The sequence below is a fragment of the Pseudomonas parafulva genome, assembly GCF_000800255.1.
Lineage (GTDB): Bacteria > Pseudomonadota > Gammaproteobacteria > Pseudomonadales > Pseudomonadaceae > Aquipseudomonas > Aquipseudomonas boreofloridensis.
Genome location: NZ_CP009747.1, coordinates 3106081 through 3130594 on the forward strand (window position 1 = coordinate 3106081; position 24514 = coordinate 3130594).

Consider the following 24514-nt stretch of genomic DNA (forward strand, 5'->3'; position numbering starts at 1 on the left):
GAACGACGGCGCTCGGCTCTCTTTTTAACGCAGCACGAACGAGTATCAAGGCTTTTCAGACAGAGCCTAATAGTCGGCCAGCGGCCAGACCTCGTACGCCGGCGTCTGGTAAGGATGGCTGTGCTTCAGAGCGGCGACCACCTGAGCGACATGCTCATCGGCCACCACCAGCTCGACCTTCCATTCCTCCACCGCCTCGACCTGACCGGCTCGCCCGATGAACGGCTGGCTGCCGTCCAGCGGGCGAAACTGGCCCTGGCCGAGGGTTTGCCAGGCGCAGTGGTCATAGTCGCCGATACGCCCGCCACCGGCGGCGAACACAGCGGCCTTGACCACCTCGACATGGCTGGCAGGCACGAAGAAGGCCAGCTTGAACACTCAGTTCACCCACACCCGCGCGTTGCGGAACATGCGCATCAGCGCGGCATCTTCCTGCCACTCGTCCGGGCGCCAGGAGTTCTGCACGGCACGGAACATCCGCTCAGGGTGCGGCATCATGATGGTCACGCGGCCGTCGCGGCTGGTCAGGCCGGTGATACCCCGGGGCGATCCGTTCGGGTTCGCCGGGTACTGCTCGGTCACCTTGCCGTGGTTGTCGACGTAGCGCAGGGCCACGCAACCAGACACGTCGGCTTCCAACAGCGCCTCTTCGCTGGCGAACTCGGCATGGCCCTCGCCGTGGGCGATGGCGATCGGCATGCGCGAACCGGCCATGCCCTGCAGGAAGATCGAGTTGGACTTCTGCACCTCGACCATGGCCACCCGCGCTTCGAACTGCTCCGAGCGGTTACGCACGAAGTGCGGCCAGTACTCGGTGCCGGGAATCAGCTCATGCAGGTTGGACATCATCTGGCAGCCGTTGCACACGCCCAGGGCGAAGCTGTCGGTGCGCTCGAAGAACGCCTGGAAGGCGTCGCGGGCGCGGCTGTTGAACAGCGCCGACTTGGCCCAGCCTTCACCGGCACCGAGTACGTCGCCATAGGAGAAGCCGCCACAGGCGACCAAGCCCTTGAACGCCTCGAAGTCGACGCGACCGGCGAGGATGTCGCTCATGTGCACGTCGATGGCCGCAAACCCGGCGCGGTCGAAGGCCGCAGCCATCTCGACCTGACCGTTGACGCCCTGCTCGCGCAGGATCGCCACTTGCGGACGCACGCCCTTCTTGATGTACGGGGCGGCGACATCCTCGTTGACGTCATAGCCCACCTTGACCGACAGCCCGGGGTTGTCTTCCTCGAGCAGCGCGTCGAATTCCTGGTCGGCGCACTCGGCGTTGTCGCGCAGGCGCTGGACCTGGTAGCTGGTTTCGGCCCACTGGCGCTGCAGCAGGCGACGGTCGTCGTCGAACAGCACTTCGCCATTGAGGCTGATGGACACCTGGCCATTGTTGACCGGCTTGCCGATCACCGCCACGCACTGTTCGCCGATGCCGGCAGCGCTGAACTGGGCCAGCACATCCGGGGTAGCGTCCTGGCGTACCTGGATGACGGCACCGAGTTCTTCGTTGAACAGGATGGCGGCGACGTCGCTACGGCTGTCGGTCAGCGGATCGAGGTGCAGGTCGAGGCCGCAGTGGCCGGCGAAGGCCATTTCCAGCACGGTGACCAGCAGTCCGCCGTCGGAACGGTCGTGGTAGGCCAGCAGGTGGCCGTCCTCATTCAGGCCCTGGATCACCGCGAAGAACGCCTTGAGGTCTTCGGCGTCGTCCAGGTCCGGTGCCTGGGCTGCGAGCTTGCCGAAGGTCTGCGCCAGGATCGAGGCGCCCATGCGGTTCTTGCCACGGCCCAGGTCGATCAGGATCAGGTCGGTCTCGCCCTTGTCCATGCGCAGCTGCGGGGTCTGGGTCTTGCGGATGTCGGTCACCGGGGCGAAGCCGGTGATGATCAGCGACAGGGGCGACGTCACGCTCTTGTCGACGCCTTCATCGGTCCACTGGGTCTTCATCGACATCGAGTCTTTACCGACCGGGATGGTGATGCCCAGTTCCGGGCACAGCTCCATGCCGACGGCCTTGACGGTGTCGTACAGACGGGCGTCTTCGCCGGGATGGCCGGCCGCGGACATCCAGTTGGCCGACAGCTTGATGTCGGACAGCTTGTCGATACGCGAAGCGGCCAGGTTGGTGACCGTCTCGCCGATGGCCATGCGCCCGGACGCCGGGGCATCGAGCAGGGCCAGCGGGGTGCGCTCGCCCATGGCCATGGCTTCGCCGGTGTAGACGTCGAAGCTGGTGGCGGTGACCGCGCAGTCGGCCACCGGCACCTGCCATGGCCCGACCATCTGGTCGCGGGCCACGAGGCCGGTGATGGTGCGGTCGCCGATGGTGATCAGGAAGCTCTTGCTGGCCACCGCCGGGTGGTGCAGGACGCGCTCGACGGCGTTGTCCAGGTCCAGCGCGCTGGGGTCGAAATCATCGCCCAGTTCGGCTTCGCGGGTGACCGAACGGTGCATGCGCGGCGGCTTGCCCAGCAGCACGTCGAGCGGCATGTCCACCGGGGTGTTGTCGAAATGGCTGTCGGTGACGGTCAGGTGCGGCTCGGCGGTGGCTTCGCCGACCACGGCGAACGGGCAGCGCTCGCGCTCGCAGATGGCCTGGAAGCGCTCGAAGTCTTCGGCGCTGACCGCCAGCACGTAGCGTTCCTGGGATTCGTTGCTCCAGATTTCGTGCGGGGCCATGCCCGGTTCGTCGTTGGGCACATTGCGCAGCTCGAAACGACCACCACGGCCGCCGTCGTTGACCAGTTCGGGGAAGGCGTTGGAGATGCCGCCGGCGCCCACGTCATGGATGAAGGCGATGGGGTTGGCGTCGCCCAGCTGCCAGCAGCGGTCGATGACCTCCTGGCAGCGCCGCTCCATTTCCGGGTTTTCCCGCTGCACGGAGGCGAAGTCCAGATCGGCCGAGCTGGCGCCGGTGGCCACCGACGAGGCAGCGCCGCCGCCCAGGCCGATGAGCATGGCTGGGCCACCGAGCACGATCAGCTTGGCGCCGACGGTGATCTCGCCTTTTTGCACGTGATCTTCGCGGATGTTGCCCATGCCGCCGGCGAGCATGATCGGCTTGTGGTAACCGCGCACCTCTTCACCGTGGGGAGTATTGACGGCCTGCTCGAAGGTCCGGAAGTAGCCGGTCAGCGCCGGACGACCGAATTCGTTGTTGAACGCCGCGCCGCCCAGCGGACCTTCGACCATGATGTCGAGGGCATCGACGATGCGCTCCGGCTTGCCGTAGGCCTGCTCCCACGGCTGCTCGAAGCCGGGGATACGCAGGTTGGACACGGTGAAGCCGGTGAGACCGGCCTTGGGCTTGGCGCCACGGCCGGTGGCGCCTTCGTCGCGAATCTCGCCGCCGGAACCGGTGGAGGCGCCGGAGAATGGGGCGATGGCGGTCGGGTGGTTGTGCGTCTCGACCTTCATCAGGATGTGCACCGGCTCCTTCACCGCGCCGTACTGGCGGGTCTCAGGGTTCGGGAAGAAGCGGCCGGCGACGCTGCCGACGATGACCGAGGCGTTGTCCTTGTAGGCCGACAGCACGCCTTCGCTGTGCATCTGGTAGGTGTTCTTGATCATGCCGAACAGGCTCTTTTCCTGAGCCTGGCCGTCGATATCCCAACTGGCGTTGAAGATCTTGTGACGGCAGTGTTCGGAGTTGGCCTGGGCGAACATCATCAGTTCGATGTCGTTCGGGTTGCGCTTGAGGCCTTGGAAGGCGTTGACCAGGTAGTCGATCTCGTCTTCGGCCAGGGCCAGGCCCAGCGCGACGTTGGCCCTGGCCAGGGCGTCGCGACCGCCAGCGAGGATGTCCACCGAGGTCATGGGCTTGGGCTGGGCATGGTTGAACAGGTCGGCGGCCTGCTCCAGTTGGCCGAGCACGCGCTGGGTCATGCGGTCGTGCAGTTCAGCCGCGACACACGCGGCATCGGCCTCGCTGAGGTTCCCGGCGACGTAGTAGGCGATGCCGCGCTCCAGGCGCTGGATCGACTGCAGGCCGCAGTTGTGGGCGATGTCGCTGGCCTTGGAGGCCCAGGGCGAAATGGTGCCCAGGCGCGGCACGACCAGGAACAGGCGGCCGTTGGGCTCCTGTACCGGTACGCTCGGACCGTACTTGAGAAGACGCCCCAGCACCTGCTGCTGGTCGACGGTCAACTCGCCGTCAACGTCGGCGAAGTGGGCGAATTCGGCATACAAACCAGAAACAGCGGGGACTTTCTGGCTCAGTTGCTCGAGTAATTTACCGTGGCGAAAGGCAGAAAGGGCAGGAGCGCCGCGCAGGATCAACATCGTCGGGACAGCCTCAGGAAGGGGTGTACTTGGAGGCCGTGCATTCTAGCCTAAATGAATGGCTTTCGGCACCCGCTGTACGCCATGCCGGCCGGGCGGTTGAACCGGACTTTCGGGTCAGAAAAGCAGCGGCAAGCTACAAGCTACAAGCGGCAAGAAAGAGCGAATTGTGCCGCGCCCGCTTTTCTTGCAGCTTGCCGCTTACAGCTTGCAGCTCACAAGCTGCTATCAGACTCCCTGGTTGTTGTCGAGATATGGCGCCAGCAGTGCTTTGCGTATACTGCACCCCATGTTCGCCCACACTGCTTTGCGCCAGCGTTGCGCCAGATGGCTTTTCGCAACCGGACTCTTCCTGATGCTCGGTGCCTGTGTTGAAAAACCCAGCACTCTCGAGCGTGTGAAGGAGGACGGTGTGCTGCGCGTGGTCACCCGCAACAGCCCGGCCACCTACTTCCAGGACCGCAACGGCGAAACCGGCTTCGAGTACGAATTGGTCAAGCGTTTCGCCGACGATCTCGGCGTGAAGCTGGAGATCGAGACCGCCGACAACCTCGATGACCTCTTCGCCCAGCTCGGCAAGCCGGCCGGCCCGGTGCTGGCCGCCGCCGGGCTGGTCAGCAGTGCGCAGCGCCAGACCCAGGCCAAGTTCTCCCATCCTTACCTGCAAGTCACGCCTCAGGTCATCTACCGAAACGGCCGCTCGCGTCCCACCGAACCCAAGGATCTGGTAGGCAAGAAGATCATGGTGCTCAAGGGCAGCAGCCATGCCGAACAACTGGCCGAGCTGAAAAAACAGTATCCGACGCTGGAATACGAAGAATCTGACGCGGTCGAGGTGGTGGACCTGCTGCGCATGGTCGACGAGGGCCAGATCGACCTCACCCTGGTCGATTCCAACGAGCTGGCGATGAACCAGGTGTACTTCTCCAACGTGCGCGTGGCCTTCGACCTGGGCGACGCTCGCGACCAGCGCTGGGCGGTGGCGGCCGGCGAAGACAATAGCCTGCTCAACCAGGTCAACGACTTCATCGACAAGGCGCAGAAGAACGGCACCCTGCAGCGCCTGAAGGACCGTTACTACGGCCATGTCGACGTGCTCGGCTATGTGGGCGCCTACACCTTCGCCCAGCACCTGCAGCAACGCCTGCCCAAGTACGAAAAGCACTTCAAGAGCTACGCCAAGACCGAGCAGGTCGACTGGCGCCTGCTGGCAGCGATCGGCTATCAGGAGTCGATGTGGCAGCCGGAGGTTACCTCCAAGACTGGCGTGCGCGGCCTGATGATGCTGACCCAGCGCACCGCCCAGGCGATGGGCGTGTCCAACCGGCTCGACCCACGGCAGAGCATCATGGGCGGCGCCAAGTACTTCATGCTGATCAAGGAGCAACTCGACGACAGTATCGCCGAGCCGGATCGGACCTGGTTCGCACTGGCCGCCTACAACGTCGGCACCGGTCACCTGGAAGACGCCCGCACCCTGGCCAAGCGCGAAGGGCTGAACCCGAACAAGTGGCTGGACGTCAAGAAGATGCTGCCGCGCCTGTCGCAGAAGCAGTGGTACAGCAAGACCAAGTACGGTTATGCCCGCGGCGGTGAACCGGTGCACTTCGTGGCCAACATCCGTCGCTATTACGACATCCTCACCTGGGTGACCCAACCGCAGCTCGAAGGCCAGGTCGCCGAGGGCAACCTGCATGTACCGGGCGTGAACAAGGACAAGCCGGCCGAACAGTCGCCGCCGATGTAACCCGCGCCCGCGCTACCAGCGCCACTGCCGCTCGCCACTGCTGGCCTCAGGCCCCAGCCATTGGGCGCCACGCAGCAAGGGTGTCAGCGCCGCCTGGGGCTGCACCGCGAAGGTCAGCCGACCCCGCCGAGCGCCCAGGAAAGCCTCCAGATCGACCCGGTGCTGCCCCGCCAGCGCCAGCGCCCCCTGCACCCGCCAGTCGTCGTCGCACTGCAACTGCAACCAACCCTCCCCCAACGCCATCGACCAAGGCGCGACCAGGGCCAGCGACTGCGTCTGCAGCCGTCCTGCCGCGTGTTGGCAGCGGCGCCAGGCACCGTCGATGTCCAGCCGTCCTTGCCAATGACCGGCCAATCGATAGTCCGCCGCAACGCTCGCCGTAGGTTCCAGCGCCGCCAACTGCGCGTGCCAACGCCAGGGCCAGCCGGCGATCTGCACCTGCCAATCCTGACCTTGATACCCCAGGCGCATCTGCGCCCGCAGTCGCCACGGCTGAACCTGCCACTTCAGCGGACCGGCATCGCCCACTTGCGCAGCCTCTCCCTGCCACAGGCTACCGCTCACGCCCTGGGCCGGTAGCCCAGCCATCGCCGCCAGCCAGCGAGCAGGCCACTCGGCCACCAGCGTCAGCACAAAAACGAACAGCGGCCACAGCAGCACGCGCGCCTTCATGGCCGTAACCGCAGGTCGAAGCGCAGGCGTTTGCCGTCCTGCTCCAGCCCCCACTGCAACGGCTGCGCACCTTCGGCCTGCAAGGCCTGCAGCCAGGCCAGCAACGGCTGCGCATCGTCGACGTTACCGCGCACTCGCCAGTCGCCGTCCTGCGGTTCGATCTCGCAAAGGCTGATGGCGCGGCTCTCGGCCGATTGGCGCAACGCGTCCAGGCCCATGGGCGGACCGTGTTGCAGGTGCACGGCAGACTCGGCCAATGCGCGCCATTGGCGCAGCTCGGCCCAGCGGGCCAGGCCCTCGCGCACCAGCAGCACACTGACCAGCAGGCCGATCAGCAGCCAGGCAAACAGCAGGCGTTGACCACGGGTGAAGGTGAGACTCATGCGCGGCTCCCCAAATCGAATACCACCGCGGGGCTTTGCACCTGAACGGTGGCACCGACCGCAGCGGCCATGTCCTGCCACGGCGGCGCCGCGCCCTCGCCCTCCAGTTGCACGGACCAGCACTGGCCATCGAAGCGCACGGCGCGCAAGCGCCAGTGCGGATGAGCAAGCAGCCAACCGTTGACCTGCTCTTGCAGCACCTGCAGACGGCGCAGGCGCAAGGCCGCGTCATCATCATCCTGCTGCAGGGTTCTGAGCCGCTGCGCGGCCTGGCGCGGCGAGGCTTGCGCGCCGGTCACGGCCAGCACCTGTTGACGAAAGACCTCGGCCTGACGCCACTGCTGGCCCAGCCACAGTCCGCCCCAGACCACGGCAAGCGCCGCACAGGCGATCAGCGCACGGCGCTGCAACGGCGTCGATTGCAGTGACCGGCGCGCTCGACGCAGTGGCCGCAGGCTCGGCAAACGCTCCAGATCCGCCCAGTGCGGTGGCCAGTCGCCTGTGAAGCGTAAAACCCCGTCATCGTCCCAAGGCACGTCGCCCAGCGCCTGCGGCCAGGCCAGCCACTGCTCGCGGCCCTCCTGGGAGATCCGCGCGCACAGGTCCTGCGTGCCCTGCTGCCAATGCCAGCCCTGCCCTGGCCGTGGCGCCGCAGGCAGTTGGAATTCGGCCCAGCAGCGCTCGACCTGCAGGCCCCAGGCCGCGCATTGCGCCAGCCATTCATCGAGCCGATGGCGAGCGGTCACCACCAGACGCAGTTGCCCCGTCGTCCGGCCGATGCACGCACAGTCAACGGCGTCCAAGTCCTGCACCAGGCGATCCTCCAGCAGCAGCGGCCATTCTTCACGCTTGAGCCCAGGCGGCGCCGCCAACTGGAAATGACTGCACGCCTCACCCGGCACCACCAGGGCTACCCGGGCACCGGGGATCTGTGGCGCACGCCCCTGCCCCTCGACGCGTCCTTCACCAGGTTCCTGCAACCGCCAGCGCCAGCCGTGCTCGCCGGGACACAGCAACAACCAGGGACGCGGCGCTGCCCGCCAGCGGCGTTTAACCTTCATGAGCGCCCCCAGGGCAGAACGAATGTGCAGACATACGGAGCTCCGTCACGTTGCAGATGCAGGCGCACGCCTCGTCCGGGGTGCGTCGGCTGATCAGCCGGCCAGGTCAGCCAACTGCCGGCCTGGAAGTACAGGATGTTCATTTCGCTGACCCGTTCCAAGTGCTCGCGCAGCACCCACAAAGGGCGCTCGGCGGCGTACAGGTCGGCGGAGGTTTCCACCAGCAGACGTTGCGCCTTGGCGTCGAAACGCAGGCGCTGGCGCTGCAACCGCGAGCCGCCCTCGGCCTGTGGCCAGGCGGCCGCAGCGACCCACAGCAACTGCTGGTTCTGGGCCTGCCAGTCGAGCCAGCGCGTGGCCAGCGGCAGGCGCTGCTCGTATAACTGACGCAGTACCGGGCTGTCGAAACGGCGCTCCAGCGCCAGGCAGAACTCCAGCACATCGCTGTCATCGGACTGTCCGGCCAGGCGCTCACGGACGCTGAGCCAGCCCTGCACGAGGGCGGCCAGCAGCAAGCCAAGGACCACCGTCAAGGCCAGCGCTACCATCAGCTCGATCAGGGTCAACCCCGCCTGGCGCCGCTTCATGGACGCTCCAGGAACAGCGTGTATTGCCCCAGCGGCAGACGCTGGTCGCGGTCGGCGAACAACCGTAATTCGCCACGACGCAGGTCGCGCACACCCGTGCTGCGCAGTTGCAGGTGCCAATGGCACACCTGCCCGCCCTGCTGCAGTTGGCCACTACCGACATCGCTCGACGGCCAATACTGTTCCACGCTGAACCGCGCCAGCAGCTCGCGGGCGCACAGTGCGCCGAGCCGGTGCTGCTGCACGCCCGCCTGCACCGCCAGGCGCTGACGCAGCACCTGGCTGGTCATCACCGCCAGCACCGCCGCAATGCCCAGCGCGACGCACACCTCCAGCAACGTGAATCCCCGTTGCCGCGCTTTCATGGACGCTCCACCACCTGCAAACGCCCGTCCCGGGCCCACCTCCAGCGCTGCGCGCCTTCGGGCCAGCGCCACTGCAACGTGCCGGGCCGAGCCCAGCCGTCGGGGGTGAACACCAGTTGCGGCGCCTCGGCGGCCAGCCAGTCCGGGCGTAACTGCGCGGGCCACTCGCCCAACGCCACCGGTTCCACTCTCCAGCCATTGCCATCATGGCGAACGAACTCCGGGCGTTTGCCGCTCCAGCGCAAGCCGCGCAACTGCCCACCGTGGCGGGCCAGGCCAGACTGCTCGCGCACCGCCGCCGCCAGACGCTGCAAGGCCTGCTCGGCGGCCGAATGACCGGTGTCGAGCCAGGCCACGCTCAGCCCGCTCATCAGCCCGGCGATGGCCAGCACCACCAGCAGTTCGAGCAGGCTGAAGCCGCGTTGGCCCGACATCTCAGAGCGCCCAGTTGCCCAGGTCGGCGTCCAGCCCTTCGCCCCCGGCCGCGCCATCGGCGCCGAGCGAATAGACATCGACCCGGCCATGCTCACCGGGCATGCGGTACTGATAAGGCGTGCCCCAAGGGTCTTCAGGCAGCCGGCGAATGTAGCCATCGCTGCGCCAGGCGCGGGGCAGCGGTTCCTGGGTCGGCTTCTTCACCAGCGCAGCCAACCCCTGCTCGGTGCTGGGAAAGCGCAGGTTATCCAGACGGTACATGTCCAGGGCCTGTTCCAACGTGGCCAGGTCGGCCATGACTTTCTGGCGCATGGCCTTGTCCTGGTTGCCCAGCACGCTGGGCGCGACCACGGCGATGAGCAGGCCGATGATGAAGATCACCACCATGATTTCCATCAGGGTGAAACCGCGCTGGCGCTTGGCGCATGAGGGCATGAGGGGGCTCCTTTTCACAGTTGCAGACCCTGGTTGAGCTGCATGATCGGCAACAGCACCGCCAGCACGATGAACAGCACCACGCCGCCCATCACCAGGATCATCAGGGGTTCGAAGAGCGCCATGGCGGTGTCCACCTGGCGCGCGAAGCCGCGCTCCTGGTCGTCGGCCACGCGCTCGAGCATGTCGGCCAGGGTGCCGCTGGCCTCACCGCTGCCGACCATGTTCACCAGCAGCGGCGGGAACTGGCCGCAGGCATCGAGCGCCCGGTGCAGGCTGGTGCCGCCCTGCACCTGCAGGCGCACCTGCTCCAGGGCCAGGCGGATGCGCTGGTTGGCCACCGTGTCGCTGGCCACCTGCAAGGCTTCGAGCAGCGCCACGCCGCTGCCGCAGAGAATCGCCAGGCTGCGCGCCAGGCGCGCGCTTTCCAGCACCTGCAACAACGCGCCGACCCGCGGCAGACGCAGCAACCACTGGTCACGACGCAGGCGCCAGTGCGGCTTGCGCAGCAGCCAAGCGCCCAGCACGGTCGACGCCATTGCCGCGCCCAGCAGCCAGGGGCCGGCGCTGACCAGCCCCTGACTGAGGCCAATCAGCAGCGAGGTGATCAACGGCAAGGCTTGCCCGGAGTGGGCGAACTGCTCGGTCAACTTGGGGACGACGAACGTCATCAGGCCGACCACCACGGCCAGCGACACGCCCATCAGCACGCAAGGGTAGATCAGCGCAGTGCGGGCCTTGTGCTGCTGGCGCTGGACCTGCTCGAGATGATCGGCCAGGCGCGTCAGCACCTGGGCCAGGCGCCCGGAGCGCTCGCCGGCCTCGACCAGGGCACAGTACAGGCCGCTGAACGGCGCGCCCTGCCGGGCCAGGCTACGGGCCAGGCCGAGGCCTTCGGCGAGGGCGCCGCGCACCGCCACCAGCACCGCCTGCAACGCCGGGGCACGCAGTTGCCGTTCGAGGGTGGCCAGGGCGTCGACCAGCGCGATGCCCGCGCCGGTCAGCGTGGCCAACTGCCGGGTCAGCTCGCACAGTTGGGCACGGGTCAGGCGCTGACGACGCGGTTGCAGCGCTGCGCCTTGATGACGCTGCAACGACCGTGCGAACAGGCCCTGGTCGCGCAGCACCTGCCGGGCATGGCGTTCGCTGTCGGCCTGCACGCTGGCCTTGTGGGTCTTGCCCGCCATGTCCACGGCCTGGTAGCGATAGGTCGGCATGCTCAGCCCTGCACCACGCGCAGCACTTCGGCCAGGCTGGTGTCGCCGCGCGCCAGGCAGTCGCTGGCCATGGCCACCAGGCTCTGGCGCCGGGAGGCCAGATAGTGCTGCATCGCGACTTCGCTGGCGCCTTCGTACAGCAGCGCGACCAGTCCTGCATCCAGCTCGATGAATTCGTACAGCCCCAGGCGGCCGACATAACCACTGCCCTGGCACAACGTGCAGCCCACCGGATGATGGGTGCTGTGCAATGCCGCCAACTCCGGCCACAGGCGTTGCTCGGCCGGCTGTAGCGGTCGGGCCTCGGCACACGAACACAGCCGCCGTACCAGACGCTGGGCCAGCACGCCGCGCAGGCTGGAGGCGATCAGGAAGGGTTCCACGCCCATGTCGCGCAGCCGCGTCACCGCGCCGACGGCGCTGTTGGTGTGTAGGGTCGAAAGCACCAGGTGCCCGGTGAGGCTGGCCTGCACGGCGATCTGTGCGGTCTCCTGGTCGCGAATCTCGCCCAGCATGATCACGTCCGGGTCCTGGCGCAGGATCGCGCGCAGGCCACTGGCGAAGGTCAATCCGGCACGTGGGTTGATGGCCGTCTGGCCAATGCCGGCGATGGCGTACTCCACCGGGTCTTCGACAGTGAGGATGTTGCGGCTGCCGTCATTGAGGCTGTTGAGGCTGGCGTACAGCGTGGTGGTCTTGCCCGACCCGGTCGGCCCGGTGGACAGCACGATGCCATTGGGCCGCGCCAGGCAGGTGCGCAGCCCGTGCAGGGCAGCCGCCGGCATGCCCAGGTTGTCCAGCGCCAGCAGGCTGGCCTGCTTGTCGAGCACGCGCATCACCACGCGTTCGCCATGGATGCCCGGCAGCGTCGACACCCGCACATCCACCTCGCGACCGGCCGCCCGCAGGCTGATCCGCCCGTCCTGGGGCTGGCGCTTCTCGGCGATGTCCAGGCGCGCCATCACCTTGATCCGCGACACCAGCATCGCCGACAGCGCACGCGGTGGGCGCAACACTTCGCGTAGATGGCCGTCGACCCGCAGACGCACCACCAGGGTCTGTTCGAAGGTCTCAATGTGAATGTCCGACGCACGCAGACGCAGGGCCTGGCCGAACAGGCCGTTGATCAGGCGAATCACTGGCGCCTCGTCGTCGCTTTCCAGCAAATCCTCGATGCGCGGCATTTCGCTCATCAGGCCGTCGAGGTCGACCTGTTCGCCGATGCCTTCGATCAACGCCGCAGTGGCCGAGTCGCCGGCCTGGTACAACTGGCCGAGACGCTCGTCGAACGCCGCGCGGTCCAGGTGCTGGACAGCGCTGGGCTGGCCGTGCACGCGCAGCAGTTCCTGTACCTGGTCGCTGTCGGCGTCCTCGCGCAGCCAGAGCTGCCAGCCTGGCTCGTCGCTCGCCATGGCCACGCCGCTGTGCCGCGCTACGCGGTAGGCCAGCCTCACCAGTTGCCGCCTTCCAGGCGCGCGCGGCTGGCTGGGAAGGCCTGCAACAGACCACCGCCCTCGGCCAGTTCGGGCATCTGCAGCGGCGTGTCGCGTTGCAGGCTGCGGTACTTCTCCTGGCTCAGGCCGGCGAGGCTCGGCCCGTCGCGCAGGATGCGCGGGCGGATGAACACCATCAGGTTCTGCTTGACGTTGCGCCGGCTGTCGGAGCGAAACAGCCGGCCCACGCCAGGAATGTCGCCGAGCACTGGCACGCGTTGGTCGCTGGCAGTGGATTCGTCGCTGATCAGGCCGCCGAGGATCACCAGGCCATTGTCGTCGACCATGACCTTGGTCCTGATCTCGCGCTTGTTGGTGATCACATCGCTGGCAGCGCTGGAATCGGCGATGGACGACACCTCCTGGACGATGTCCAGGCGCACGCTGTTGTCGCTGTTGATCTGCGGCTTGATGCGCAGCTTCACCCCCACTTCCTTGCGCTCGATGGTCTGGTAAGGGTTGGCGTTATTCTGGGTCACGGACCCGGTGACGAACGGCACTTCCTGGCCCACCAGAATCGACGCCTCGGCGTTGTCCAGGGTCAGCAGGGTCGGGGTGGACAGCAGGTTGAACCCGGTCTTGCCCTTGAGCGCGTTGATCAGCATGGCGAAGTTGAAGCCACCACCGAAGTGGCCAATACCGGCCGTCGCGCCGGTGGTGGCCGACAGCAGCTTGCCCAGTCCCTGGTTGTCTCCGGCGGCAGCCGCTCCAGCGATATTGGCGATGTTCACCCCATTGCTGCCGAAGTTGACGATACCCGCGCCGAACTTCTGGTCGGCGAACAGCCATTGCACCCCCAGCTCCTGGGCACTGCTGTCGGAGACCTCGGCGATGATCGCCTCGACCACCACTTGGGCACGGCGAATGTCCAACTGCTCGACGATGTTGCGGTAAGCGGCCAGCTCGCTGTCCGGGCCGACCATGACCACGGCGTTGGCGCCTTCTTCATATTCAAGGCGGACCCCTGCATCGCTGGTCGTGCGCACGGCCGCCTGCTTGCCCTCGCCCACCGCCGCCTCGGGCACTGCGCCGTCCTGACCGAGGCCGCGCAGCACTTTCACCACCTCGCCCGCGTTGGCATGGCGCAGGTAGATCACCTGGGTATTGCTGCTGCGCAGGGTGTCGCCGGGCCGGTCGAGTTGGCCGAGCAAGGCGCGCACGCGCTCGCGGCTGTCGGCGCTGCCGCGCACCAGCAGGGCATTGCTGCGTGGATCGGCCACCACCTGGGCGCTGTCGGCCCCCTGCTCGCGGGCCAGCAGACGGGTGAGCAGCGGCGCGGTGTCGGTGGCGCTGGCGTGCTGCAAGGGCATGACCTGCAACGGCTCGTCGCTGACCTGGTCGAGCTGACGCAGCAATTTATCGATACGCTCCAGGTTGCTGCGCCAGTCGGTCACCACCAGCAGGTTGGCCGCCGGATACGGCGTGATCACGCCCACGCGCGGGTCGATCAGCGGCTTGAGGATGCCGAGCATCTGCTCGCTGGCGGCGTTGCGCACATTGAAGACCCGTGTGGCCACACCGTCACTGGCCTTGCCCTGTTTGCCGGCATGCTCCACCGGCACCGGTTCCAGTCGCGCCGCTTGGTCGGGGACGATCTTCACGCTGCCGTTGGGCAGGTCGACGGTAGCGAAGCCCTGGGCGCGCAGTTGCGCCAGGAAGATGTCGTAGATGGCCTCGGCATCGTGGCGGTCCACAGTGCGCACCGTGACCTTGCCGGTGACCCGTGGATCGACGATGAAGGTGGTGCCGGTGATGCGCGAGACGCTGTCGATGAACTCGCCCATGTCAGTGTCGACGAAGTTCACCTCGTACTGCGGCACGCCGTCATCGTCCACCTCCGGCGCCTCGGCCCACACCGAAGCACACCACAGGCCCAGGCTCAGCACGCTGGCCACACAGTATCTTGCGATCATCGCTCACCCTTGCCGCTTGAAGCCGGTCACGGCAGGCCGTGGCGGCCAGGGCAGGCGCTCACGCCGCCCCTGGTTGTCGAAAATCAGGCCATCGGCGTCGATGGCCTGCAACACGATCCCCGGCGCCAGGCGCTGGCCACGACCGAGGGTGCGCACCTGCTGACCGAAGCGCAGCACCACCACGCTGGCCGACAGTGGCTCGGCCTTGAGCCCACCCAGGTACTGCAACGGCAGGCGCGTCAGCGGGATACCCCCCTGCTTCGCCGGCGCGTGCCAGTGGCCGGCGAGCAGGCCCGGCAGTTCGCTGGGTGACTGGCGCACGGCAGTCACAGGCTGCGGCTCGCGGCTCAGTTGCAACAGGCACTGGGCCGCGAGCCAACCGGCGAGGGTCAGCAGCACGACGCTGGTCAGTCGCGGGCGTAGGCTCACGCGACGTCCTGACGGGGGTGCCAGCCCGGGTGGCCCTGGACATAGCGCATCTGCGGCAACTGCTGCGGTGCCAACTGCCAGTCCGGCGTCTGCCGCGCCAGCCAGGCCTCGACCTTCTGCCACAGCGGCTCGCCGGCCTGGGCGTCGAAATGCAGGCCGAAGGTGCGGCACAGGCCCTGCACCGTCGTCAGCCCGGCGATGCGTTTGCCCGAAGGGCTGTAGCTGACCTGCCAGGCCTGCCCCTGCCAACGCGGCAGATCCTGGCTGTTGTCCAAGAGCAGCGGGTCGCCGAACAACTGCTCGGCGGCGTTTTCCAGCACCTGTTCCACCTGGCGCGCCGGTGCCTCGACCACGGGCGCCGGGTAACCTCCGGTGAGACTGATCAGGTGCTCGCGAGTGATCGCCTGGCCGGCGCCCAGGGGACAGTCGTAACGCAAGCCGGGCAACAGCACCGGCATGCTCGAATCGTCGGCCAGGGCCTGGTGCAGCAGGCGGTCCCAACTGCCACCGCGGGTGTCGCGCCGCCACAGGGCTTGAGGCGCGCGGGCCAGCGGCTGGTCGAGCCAGGCGGCGTGACCGGCGCGCTGTTGTTCGAGCGCGGCGCGTAACTGATGGGCCCGGGCCTGGGCGGCAGCATTCAACTGGTTGAAGAAGGTGGGGATGAAGCGGGCGTCGAAGCGCCACTCGCCGGCCTGCTGCCGGCATTGCAGGCGGTAGACGCCGCTGGCGCGACACCCGGCGAACAGCACGGGTACCTGACGGCCGGACGCTTGCGTCACCTTCACCGGGGCAGGCCACAGGTCCTGGCCACGGGCGCAGAGCATCACGTCGATCTGACCGATCCGTTCGGCCAGCCACAGACCTGGGCCGGTGCCGACATCGGCCAGCGCAATCACCAGATCCGCCTCGCGCCGGGCCTGCTCGAAGCTGGGCAGCAGCGATTGATACCACTGTTTGAGCGAGGCTTTCTGATCCTGGGCGTAGGGATCCGTCACGCCGACCACGGCAATCCGTGCGCCGCCGCGCTGGAAGATCCGCAGCGGCGCCAGGCCCAGTGCGCTGGCCTGCTCGGCCGCGAGGCCGGCACCTAGGGTCACGGCCGAGGATTGTCGATACAGCGCCGCGCAGCGTTGAGGCCACAGCACGCGTTCATCGCTGCTCACCCGCACGTCGCTGGCCAGCAGGCGACTGCCCTGCACGCCGCTTTCGCCCTGGGTGAGATAGGCCAGGCCGCTGCCGTTCCAGCCCTGGCCGTTTTCCAGGGTCAGGCAGCGCTCGTCGCCGGCTTCGCGGCGCAGTTGCTCCAGCAACGCGGCAAGCACCGCATAACCGCCCGATGGGGTCTGACCGGCTTGATCGGCGTCGAGCAACGGCGCCAGTTCGGCATGACCGCTGCTGGCCTGGCGACCGGTCATCCACGGTGCGCGGCCCAGATGGCTGACCGGCCCCAGGCGGGTCGCCGGCACCACCGGCAGACTTGGCTCGCGGGCATCGAGGGTATCGGCGACGTACAACAGCTCCACCGAAGCCTCACGGCTGCGCGGTCCTGGGAATGCCGAGCAGGCGCCGAGCAAAGGTGCCAAGGCCCCGACACCCATCCACCCCATGACTTCGCGCCTGCCCATACTGCTTGCCATCGACACCGTCATCCTCGACCCACTTCATGTTGGGCCACGGATATTGGGCAGGCTGCGTGACAGTTTGATGGCAGAAATCGGACAGGCCTGGCGAAACGGTTAGACAAATCTTGTTACTAATAGCGCCAGGTTTTAAGCGGTCATTAACATTTCTGCCAATGAATCATCACACTTGCCGCCTAGAGTCGCGGTTCCCTCTGTTCAACCACTACAAGGAACCCCTGATGAGTCGAGAAAGCGGCGACAACCTGGACCGGAACCCCAGCAGCAACCTGCCGATGGCCAGCGTGATGGATGCCTACCTCAGCCGTCGCACGGTGATGCGCGGCAGCCTCGGTGCGGCCATCGCGATGATCGCAGGAACCGGCCTGACCGCCTGCTTCGACGGGGGTGGCGGCAGCTCCCACCATGACGCGCCGACCACTCCGCCGCCGACCACCGAACCCCCGGCCAAGCTCAAGCTGGGCTTCCAGTCGATCGCCGGCTCGCGCACCGACGCCTGCGTGGTCGCCGCTGGCTACAGCGCTTATGTGATCGCGCCGTGGGGCACCCCTCTCAACAGCAATGGCAACCCGTGGAAGTCCGACGGCAGCAACACCTCGACCGACCAGGCCAATGCCATGGGCATGAACCATGACGGCATGCACTTCTTCCCCATCAATGGCAGCTCCGACGACGGTCTGCTGGCGATCAACTTCGAGTACATCGAAACCGACGCCTTGCACCCGAACGGTCCGACCGTGGATGCCGCCGGCAAGCGGCCGGTGGAGGAAGTGCGCAAGGAGATCAACGCCCATGGCGCCGGCGTGGTGCGCTTGAGCAAAGTCAACGGGCGCTGGCAGGTGGTGCAGAACGACCCGCTCAACCGTCGCTTCACCACCGCCTCGCTGATGGATATCGCCGGGCCGATGCGCGGCACCGATCACGTCAAGACCAAGTTCTCGCCGACCGGCACCCAGGCCCGTGGCACCAACAACAACTGCGGCAACGGCTACACCCCGTGGGGCACTTACCTGACCTGCGAGGAAAACTGGCCGGGCATTTTCGTCAACAAGGCCACGCGTCCGGCCGATCAGGTGCGCATCGGCGTCAGTGCCACGCGAGGCCAGTACCGCTGGGAAACCGCTGCGGGCGATGCCAGTGAAGTGCAGGACGAATTCACCCGCTTCGATGTCACCCCGACTGGCGCCAGCGCCACCGACGACTACCGCAACGAAGCCAGCACCTATGGCTATATCGTCGAGATCGACCCCTACAACAGCGCCACCCTGGCGGTGAAGCGCACCGCCTTGGGCCGCTTCCGCCACGAGGGCTGCTGCCCGGGACTGCCGGTGGCCGGTAAGCCGCTGGTGTGGTACACCGGCGACGACTCGAACAACGAGTACCTGTACAAGTTCGTCTCCGAGGCGGTCTGGGATCCGGCGGACGCCAAGCCCGCCGACCGCCTGGCCACCGGTGCCAAGTACCTGGACAAGGGTAAGCTCTACGTGGCGCGCTTCAATGCCGACGGTTCGGGTGTCTGGCTGCTGCTGGACGTGGCCACGCCAACCATCGCTGGCAGCACCTTGGGCGCGCAGTTCGGCGACCTGCCGGGCATCATCCTCAACACCCGTGGCGCAGCGGACGCGGTGGGCGCGACGCCCATGGACCGTCCGGAATGGACTGCGGTCAACCCGCTCAATGGCGACGCCTACCTGACCTTGACCAACAACAGCGCGCGTACTGCGGCCAAGGTCGATGCGGCCAACCCGCGGGGGCCGAACCGTCATGGGCACATCATTCGCTGGCACGACAGCGATGATCACCAGCGTTTCACCTGGGATATCTTCGTGTTCGGCGCCAATGCGGGCGGGGCACCTGAGATCAACCGGTCCGGGCTGACCGAACTGAACCAGTTCGCCAGTCCTGACGGCATGAGCTTCGATAGCCGGGGGGTGTTGTGGTTCGAGACCGATAACGGTGAGAGCAGTGTCACCAGTTACACCAACGATCAACTGCTGGCGGTGATTCCGACTGACCTGGTTGATGCGGCGGGTAAGCAGGTGCCGGTCAATGCGCAGAACCAGGTGGACTTGCGGCGGTTCTTCGTTGGGCCCAATGGGTGTGAGGTGACGGGGATTACCTTTACGCCGGATAACAAGACGTTGTTCATCAATATTCAGCATCCGGGGAATTGGCCTTATACCGATAAGGCGACCGATGTGACGCCGGCGGGGGGAAGGTTCGGCCGCGGGCTTCTACGGTGGTGATTCAGCGGGATGATGGGGGGGTGATTGGGACGGCTTGAGGTTTCTGGGGTTTGGGGTTTCTGGGTTTCTGGGTTTCTGGGTTTGGGGGTGATTATCCGTTGGCTTTGGTGAGGCTGAATCACCTTTTCGCCCTTACGGCGACCCTCTTTTTTTCTTGGAAAAAAGAGGGGCAAAAACCGCTTGCTCCCGCATACGGCCCCTGCGCTGCGCACAGGGGTTCCCTCGCGCCGGCGTCGCTCCGGGAGGACCGCGCTTAGGGGCCGTCCTGGCCCCAAGCGCTTGACGGGCATCCATGCCCGTCACCTCCCTGCGCAACGCCTATGCTCGGCCTCCTGAGGTCGCGGTTGGCGGTGATTGGACTACCGCGCACCAAGATCAAAATCAACGGCAACGGCAACGGCAACGGCAACGGCAACGGCGATTCGATCGCGCAGCGCTCCAGCACATCTGCCCCACCGCCCTGCTTCTAAGCGCGCGCCAGTTCAGACGCCGCCCATCGCGACCTCAGGAGGCCGAGCAGAGGTGGCATGGAGGGGGTTGACGGGCATGGATGCCCGTCAAGCGCTTGGGGCCATGGATGGCCCCTAAGCGCGGTACCCCCGGAATGCCACCGGCGCGAGGGAACCCCGCAGCGCAGCGAAGGGGCCGGATGCGGGAGCAAGCGGTTTTTGCCTACTTTTTTCCAAGAAAAAAAGTAGGTCGCCGTAAGGGCGAAAAGGTGACTAAGCCTCACCAAAAAATCCGGATATTCACCCAAAACCACCTCCCAGAAATCCCCCAACCAGAGAAAACGAAAAAGCCCCACACAAGGCGGGGCTCTTCGTTTACAGCAAGGTGGGGAGGACCTTACATCATGCCGCCCATACCACCCATGCCACCCATATCCGGCATGCCACCACCGGCCGGCTTGTCTTCCGGCAGATCAGCAACCATCGCCTCGGTAGTGATCATCAGACCACCGATCGAAGCAGCCGCTTGCAGGGCCGAACGAGTCACCTTGGCAGGATCCAGAATACCCATCTCGATCATGTCGCCGTACTCGCCAGTCGCAGCGTTGTAGCCGTAGTTACCCGAACCCTGCTTGACCTTGTCGGCCACCACGCTCGGCTCGTCACCGGCGTTGGCGGTGATTTGACGCAGCGGTGCTTCGACAGCGCGACGCAGCAGTGCGATACCAACGTTCTGGTCTTCGTTGTCACCTTTCAGGTCGGCGATCGCAGCCAGGGCGCGAACCAGGGCAACACCGCCGCCAGGCACCACGCCTTCTTCGACGGCAGCACGGGTAGCGTGCAGGGCGTCTTCGACACGGGCCTTCTTCTCTTTCATTTCGACTTCGGTGCCAGCACCGACCTTGATCACGGCAACACCGCCGGCCAGCTTGGCCAGACGCTCTTGCAGCTTCTCACGGTCGTAGTCGGACGAGGTCTCTTCGATCTGCGCACGGATTTGCTTGACGCGTGCTTCGATGTCGCCGTCGACACCCGCACCGTCGATGATGGTGGTGTTTTCCTTGGACAGGATCACGCGCTTGGCGTTACCCAGGTGCTCCAGGGTAGCGGTTTCCAGCGACAGGCCGATTTCTTCGGAGATGACCTGGCCGCCAGTCAGGACAGCGATGTCCTGCAGCATGGCCTTGCGACGGTCGCCGAAGCCTGGGGCCTTGACCGCAGCGACCTTGACGATGCCGCGCATGTTGTTGACCACCAGGGTAGCCAGTGCTTCGCCTTCGACGTCTTCGGCGACGATCAGCAGCGGACGACCCGCTTTGGCCACGGCTTCCAGAACCGGCAGCAGTTCACGGATGTTCGAAATCTTCTTGTCGACCAGCAGCAGCAGCGGGCTGTCCAGCTCGGCGACCATGGTGTCAGGCTTGTTGACGAAGTACGGCGACAGGTAGCCACGGTCGAACTGCATGCCTTCGACGACGGACAGTTCGTTTTCCAGACCCGAACCTTCCTCGACAGTGATCACGCCTTCCTTGCCGACTTTTTCCATGGCTTCGGCGATGATTTCACCGATGGAGTTGTCGGAGTTGGCGGAGATGGTGCCGACCTGAGCGATGGCCTTGGAATCGGCGCATGGCTTGGACAGGTTCTTCAGCTCGGCGACGACGGCGGAAGTGGCCTTGTCGATACCGCGCTTGAGGTCCATCGGGTTCATGCCGGCAGCGACAGCCTTCAGGCCTTCGTTGACGATGGCCTGGGCCAGGACGGTGGCGGTGGTGGTGCCGTCACCGGCCGCATCGTTGGCCTTGGAAGCGACTTCCTTGACCAGTTGCGCGCCCATGTTCTCGAAGGCGTCTTTCAGTTCGATTTCCTTGGCGACCGAAACACCGTCTTTGGTGATGGTCGGCGCGCCGAAGCTCTTGGCCAGGACCACGTTGCGGCCTTTCGGGCCGAGAGTCGCTTTTACCGCGTCAGCCAGAACGTTGACACCAACGAGCATTTTCTTGCGAGCGGAATCGCCGAATTTTACGTCTTTAGCAGCCATGATCGTTTAATCCTTGGAATTCTGTGGAGTAACGGGAAGTCGGGGAAATCAGCCTTCGATGACGGCCAGGATTTCGTTCTCGGCCATGACCAGCAGGTCTTCGCCATCGACTTTCACGGTGTTGCTGCCCGAGTACGGGCCGAAAACCACTTTGTCACCCACTTTCACGGCCAGCGCGCGCACTTCGCCGTTATCCAGGACACGACCGGTGCCAACGGCGACGACTTCGCCACGGTTGGGTTTTTCAGCGGCCGAACCTGGCAGGACGATACCGCCAGCGGTTTTCGATTCTTCTTCGCTGCGACGGATGACGACGCGGTCATGCAGAGGACGAAGCTTCATTGTCGATCTCTCCTAATGTGTGGTTTTCATCGGCCGGTGTGACACCGGCGGGTTGAGCTATCCGGCGTTGCCGGTGGGGGCCCGCACCGGGCGAGCCCCGCATGTCATGTCTGGTGTCGCCACCAGAAACCTTGCGGTGACCACTACATGAGGCCGCGCAGTTCGATTACAAGGGTGAAGCTGGAAATTTTTTTCTCCCAGCCGCCTATAAATGAACAAGCCCGCGCCACCGAAATGGCACGGGCTTGATAGACAGGGCCTGGTTACTGATCGCGGCGCTCGTACTCGCCCTCGATGACATTGGGGCGATGACCGCCATCACGCGGCTGCCCATGCAGCGGGTCATCCTGGAACGCACGCTGGCGGGTGGCCTGGGCCTCGGCACGCTGGCGCAGTTTGCGCGCCGCCAGATGGCGAGTGAAGGGCAGCAAGCACAGCAGACCCAGCACGTCGCTGATGAAACCCGGCAGCAGCAGCAAGCCACCACCGACCGCCAGCATCATGCCCTGGAACATGTCTTCGGCAGGCAACTCGCCACGCTGCAGGCTCTCACGGGCACGCAGCGCCGTGGCCAGGCCCGCGATGCGCATCACCAGCAGCCCCAGGGCCGAACCGGCAACGATCAGCAGCAAGGCTGGGAAGAAGCCAATCGCGGCGCTGACTTTGACGAAGACGAACAACTCCAGCACCGGAAAAATCAGGAACAGCAATAGAAAAGCACGCATCAAGGATTCCTCGACGGAAGTGAACCTTCCAGTAAGACCATCAGATGGATGCCGATGCTGCGGATTTCAACCCCGATTCATTTCGTAAACCGGCCAGCGGTCAGCACGCGCCAGCAAAACCAAGGCTTCGCGTACTTGTGTCGGCGTATTGCAAATGCTGGGAAACGCCAGCCAATGGACTGCATGGCCGATGCGCAGGTGCAGCCCTTCGCTGTCGATGCCCACCAGTTCGGCAGGCACACGGCGCGGCAGGCCACAGAGCTCGACATAATGCGCGATGGCGCTGGCATGATCGCTGTTCATGTGCGCAATCATGCTGGCCTCGACCGCGCCCGCGAAGGGGTTGGCCAGGGTCACCTGATCGAGCCAGTGAATGGCACCAAAGCCACCGATGTAGCGGTGACGCACCGGCTCCAGCACCCAGAAATCGAAGTCGTGGGCCTTGTGGTAGTCGCTGGCATCGGGGAAGTAGCGGTAGTAGCGGTCGGCAGCAGCCTCGATGGCTGCCGACTCGACCAGCTTGCGCGCCTCGGCCATCACCGTCAGGCGCCCCACGGCCTGCACATCCTCGGCCTCGCGCTCGCCCACCAGCAGCGAGCACTTGGGGTCTTGCTGCAGGTTATGGGTGTGCTGGGCAATGCGGCTGATCAAGAGCAGCGGCCGCCCTTGCTCATCAAGGCAGTAAGGCACCACCGAACCGAAGGGAAAGCCGGGCATGGACTTGGACAGGGTCGACAGCACGCCGCGGTATTCCTTGAGCAGCAGCTCCCGAGCGGGTCGAATGGCATGGGTACTCACAGCGGATCTCCTTGGCAGTCAGCTACGGAAAGCAGCTGCAAGCTATTAGCTACAAGCGGCAAGAAAAAGCAAGCGTGGGACGTGCCTCGGCGGCACCTCCCACCATTCTTCTTGCCGCTTGTGGCTTGCCGCTGCCTTACCAGGCGACGCCGAAGCCTGCGGTGTAGCGGGTCTTGTCCAGGTCGCTGTCGCGGGTGCCGCGGATCAAGTCTTTCTCGGCCTTGAGGTTGAGGGAGGCCCAATCGGTGACCTTGTAGCGCAGGCCCATTTCGGCATCCAGCGAGTAATCGGCCACCGAACCGATCGGCTTGCCAAGCTCGCCGTTGGTGAAGAACTCGACCTTCTTGCCGATCAGGTAGCGGTTGTAGTCCCACTTCACGGCGGCGGAATAGAAGTTGTCCTTGCCGCCGTCGCTGTACTCGTAGTCGGTGCGGTTGATCAGCGTTCCGAGCGAGAAGGCGCCCAGTTCGTTGTCCCAGAACTGATAGCCCGGGCCGGTACCGACCGTGCGCTGGCGCGCCAAGTCTTCGATCATGTCGCGCTTGTACTCCAGTCGACCCTGCCAGAACCACTTCTCGGTGAGGAAGCGGTCCAGCGCGTACTCGGCGCTCCAGTTGTTGGTGGTGGTGACGTCGTCCTTGGTTTCGCGGTTGTACTCGCCTTCGGCGGTGTGCCGCCAGCGGCCGTGACGGGCGGTGGTCTTGAAGTCGATGTCGTAGTCGTCGGTGTTCTTCTCGGCGCGCTTGTAGTCCAGCGCCAGGTCGACGTTGCCCTTCCACATGAAGTCTTCCACCAGCGGGCGCGGCTTCATGATCTGCTCGATGCTGGCGAGCTCGACGGTCTTGGGCGCCTCGCCGTTGGCCAGGATCACCTTGCCGGACTCGGCAGGCTTGAGCGACTTGGCTTTCTCGCCGGTCTCGGCATCCTGCTTGACCAGCAACTCCTGGTCGCTTTCCAGGGTCTTGATCTGCTTCCAGTCCAAGGCAATGTTGCCGCCATAAGGCGTCTGCAGTAGCAATTTGCCGCCATCGAAGACCTTGATCTTGCCGGTCAGGCGGTCACCGTTTTTCATCCAAACGGTATCGGCCAGGACGGGCGCTGAAAGGGAAGCGGCGAAGAGGCACAGCAGGGCTCTAGAATACATAGGCAAATTTGCGTTCGATTGACTGGAAACGTCGGGCATTATCCAGATACCCGAGATCGGAGCAAGGAAAGACCAGACCTATGCCTACGAGTTCAATTCTCATTTCGCTCGTTC

Annotated in this window: 20 protein-coding genes and 1 pseudogene; 2 read left to right on the forward strand and 19 right to left on the reverse strand. The window is 65.5% G+C overall.

The genetic code is table 11. The features are described 5' to 3' along the window. Window positions 1-66 precede the first annotated feature (66 nt). Window positions 67-378: a Nif3-like dinuclear metal center hexameric protein gene (locus NJ69_RS13400; RefSeq protein WP_039579771.1), complete on the reverse strand. Its 312-nt coding sequence runs from the start codon at window positions 376-378 to the stop codon at window positions 67-69. Further along, a complete protein-coding gene (gene purL / locus NJ69_RS13405; protein ID WP_039579773.1) occupies window positions 379-4278 on the reverse strand; it encodes a phosphoribosylformylglycinamidine synthase in 3900 nt (1299 codons plus the stop codon). A gap of 289 nt (window positions 4279-4567) precedes the next feature. Here purL and mltF point away from each other — a divergent pair, with 289 nt between their 5' ends. Then, window positions 4568-6025: a membrane-bound lytic murein transglycosylase MltF gene (gene mltF, locus NJ69_RS13410; RefSeq protein ID WP_039579776.1), complete on the forward strand. Its 1458-nt coding sequence runs from the start codon at window positions 4568-4570 to the stop codon at window positions 6023-6025. A gap of 12 nt (window positions 6026-6037) precedes the next feature. On the opposite strand, the gene gspN is transcribed toward mltF, so the two are convergent. From gspN to NJ69_RS13470, 12 genes are read right to left on the reverse strand one after another with little or no spacing between them, the layout of a single operon-like run. Beyond that, the gene (gene gspN, locus NJ69_RS13415; protein WP_029613809.1) at window positions 6038-6697 is read right to left on the reverse strand and encodes a type II secretion system protein N; all 660 of its coding nucleotides are present in this window, start codon (window positions 6695-6697) and stop codon (window positions 6038-6040) included. After that, the gene (gene gspM / locus NJ69_RS13420; protein ID WP_039579778.1) at window positions 6694-7080 is read right to left on the reverse strand and encodes a type II secretion system protein GspM; all 387 of its coding nucleotides are present in this window, start codon (window positions 7078-7080) and stop codon (window positions 6694-6696) included. Before gspM ends, gspN begins: the two co-directional genes overlap by 4 nt. Then, window positions 7077-8141, reverse strand: coding sequence for a type II secretion system protein GspL (locus NJ69_RS13425; protein ID WP_039579780.1), 1065 nt, complete (start codon window positions 8139-8141; stop codon window positions 7077-7079). The genes gspM and NJ69_RS13425 overlap by 4 nt, the downstream gene beginning before the upstream one ends. Continuing rightward, entirely contained in the window at window positions 8138-8728 is a 591-nt protein-coding gene (locus NJ69_RS13430; protein WP_029613811.1) for a prepilin-type N-terminal cleavage/methylation domain-containing protein, read from the reverse strand. The genes NJ69_RS13425 and NJ69_RS13430 overlap by 4 nt, the downstream gene beginning before the upstream one ends. Further along, window positions 8725-9093: a type II secretion system protein gene (locus NJ69_RS13435; RefSeq protein WP_029613812.1), complete on the reverse strand. Its 369-nt coding sequence runs from the start codon at window positions 9091-9093 to the stop codon at window positions 8725-8727. Before NJ69_RS13435 ends, NJ69_RS13430 begins: the two co-directional genes overlap by 4 nt. After that, window positions 9090-9527, reverse strand: a complete 438-nt coding sequence (gene gspH / locus NJ69_RS13440; protein WP_039579783.1) for a type II secretion system minor pseudopilin GspH — start codon at window positions 9525-9527, stop codon at window positions 9090-9092. Before gspH ends, NJ69_RS13435 begins: the two co-directional genes overlap by 4 nt. Before the next feature lies 1 nt (window position 9528). Continuing rightward, complete coding sequence (gspG, locus tag NJ69_RS13445) at window positions 9529-9963, reverse strand: type II secretion system major pseudopilin GspG (RefSeq protein WP_039579786.1); 435 nt, start codon at window positions 9961-9963, stop codon at window positions 9529-9531. A gap of 14 nt (window positions 9964-9977) precedes the next feature. Next, window positions 9978-11180, reverse strand: coding sequence for a type II secretion system inner membrane protein GspF (gene gspF / locus NJ69_RS13450; RefSeq protein WP_039579789.1), 1203 nt, complete (start codon window positions 11178-11180; stop codon window positions 9978-9980). 2 nt (window positions 11181-11182) lie between these two features. After that, the gene (locus NJ69_RS13455) at window positions 11183-12634 is read right to left on the reverse strand and encodes a GspE/PulE family protein (RefSeq protein WP_375063387.1); all 1452 of its coding nucleotides are present in this window, start codon (window positions 12632-12634) and stop codon (window positions 11183-11185) included. Beyond that, window positions 12631-14586, reverse strand: a complete 1956-nt coding sequence (gene gspD / locus NJ69_RS13460; protein ID WP_039579793.1) for a type II secretion system secretin GspD — start codon at window positions 14584-14586, stop codon at window positions 12631-12633. The genes NJ69_RS13455 and gspD overlap by 4 nt, the downstream gene beginning before the upstream one ends. A gap of 3 nt (window positions 14587-14589) precedes the next feature. Further along, window positions 14590-15015, reverse strand: a complete 426-nt coding sequence (locus tag NJ69_RS13465; protein ID WP_039579796.1) for a pilus assembly protein PilZ — start codon at window positions 15013-15015, stop codon at window positions 14590-14592. Further along, window positions 15012-16652 carry a lipoprotein UxpA gene (locus NJ69_RS13470; protein ID WP_039583256.1) on the reverse strand — a complete coding sequence of 547 codons (1641 nt, stop codon included), beginning with the start codon at window positions 16650-16652 and terminating at the stop codon, window positions 15012-15014. Before NJ69_RS13470 ends, NJ69_RS13465 begins: the two co-directional genes overlap by 4 nt. Before the next feature lie 224 nt (window positions 16653-16876). Here NJ69_RS13470 and NJ69_RS13475 point away from each other — a divergent pair. Beyond that, window positions 16877-18939: pseudogene (locus NJ69_RS13475) on the forward strand (PhoX family protein). 808 nt (window positions 18940-19747) lie between these two features. Here the strand turns inward: NJ69_RS13475 and groL are convergent. The 5 genes from groL to NJ69_RS13500 form a co-directional block, all read right to left on the reverse strand. Then, complete coding sequence (gene groL / locus NJ69_RS13480; protein ID WP_029614824.1) at window positions 19748-21391, reverse strand: chaperonin GroEL; 1644 nt, start codon at window positions 21389-21391, stop codon at window positions 19748-19750. A gap of 48 nt (window positions 21392-21439) precedes the next feature. Continuing rightward, on the reverse strand, window positions 21440-21733 hold the full coding sequence (locus tag NJ69_RS13485; protein ID WP_029614823.1) for a co-chaperone GroES: 294 nt from the start codon (window positions 21731-21733) through the stop codon (window positions 21440-21442). A gap of 263 nt (window positions 21734-21996) precedes the next feature. Further along, window positions 21997-22458 (reverse strand): FxsA family protein, encoded by a 462-nt coding sequence (locus NJ69_RS13490; RefSeq protein ID WP_029614822.1) that lies wholly within the window; start codon window positions 22456-22458, stop codon window positions 21997-21999. Window positions 22459-22524: 66 nt separating this feature from the next. Beyond that, entirely contained in the window at window positions 22525-23256 is a 732-nt protein-coding gene (locus NJ69_RS13495) for a HugZ family protein (RefSeq protein ID WP_039579798.1), read from the reverse strand. Between the two features lie 136 nt (window positions 23257-23392). Further along, on the reverse strand, window positions 23393-24400 hold the full coding sequence (locus NJ69_RS13500) for a DUF481 domain-containing protein (RefSeq protein ID WP_039579801.1): 1008 nt from the start codon (window positions 24398-24400) through the stop codon (window positions 23393-23395). Window positions 24401-24514: the final 114 nt, after the last annotated feature.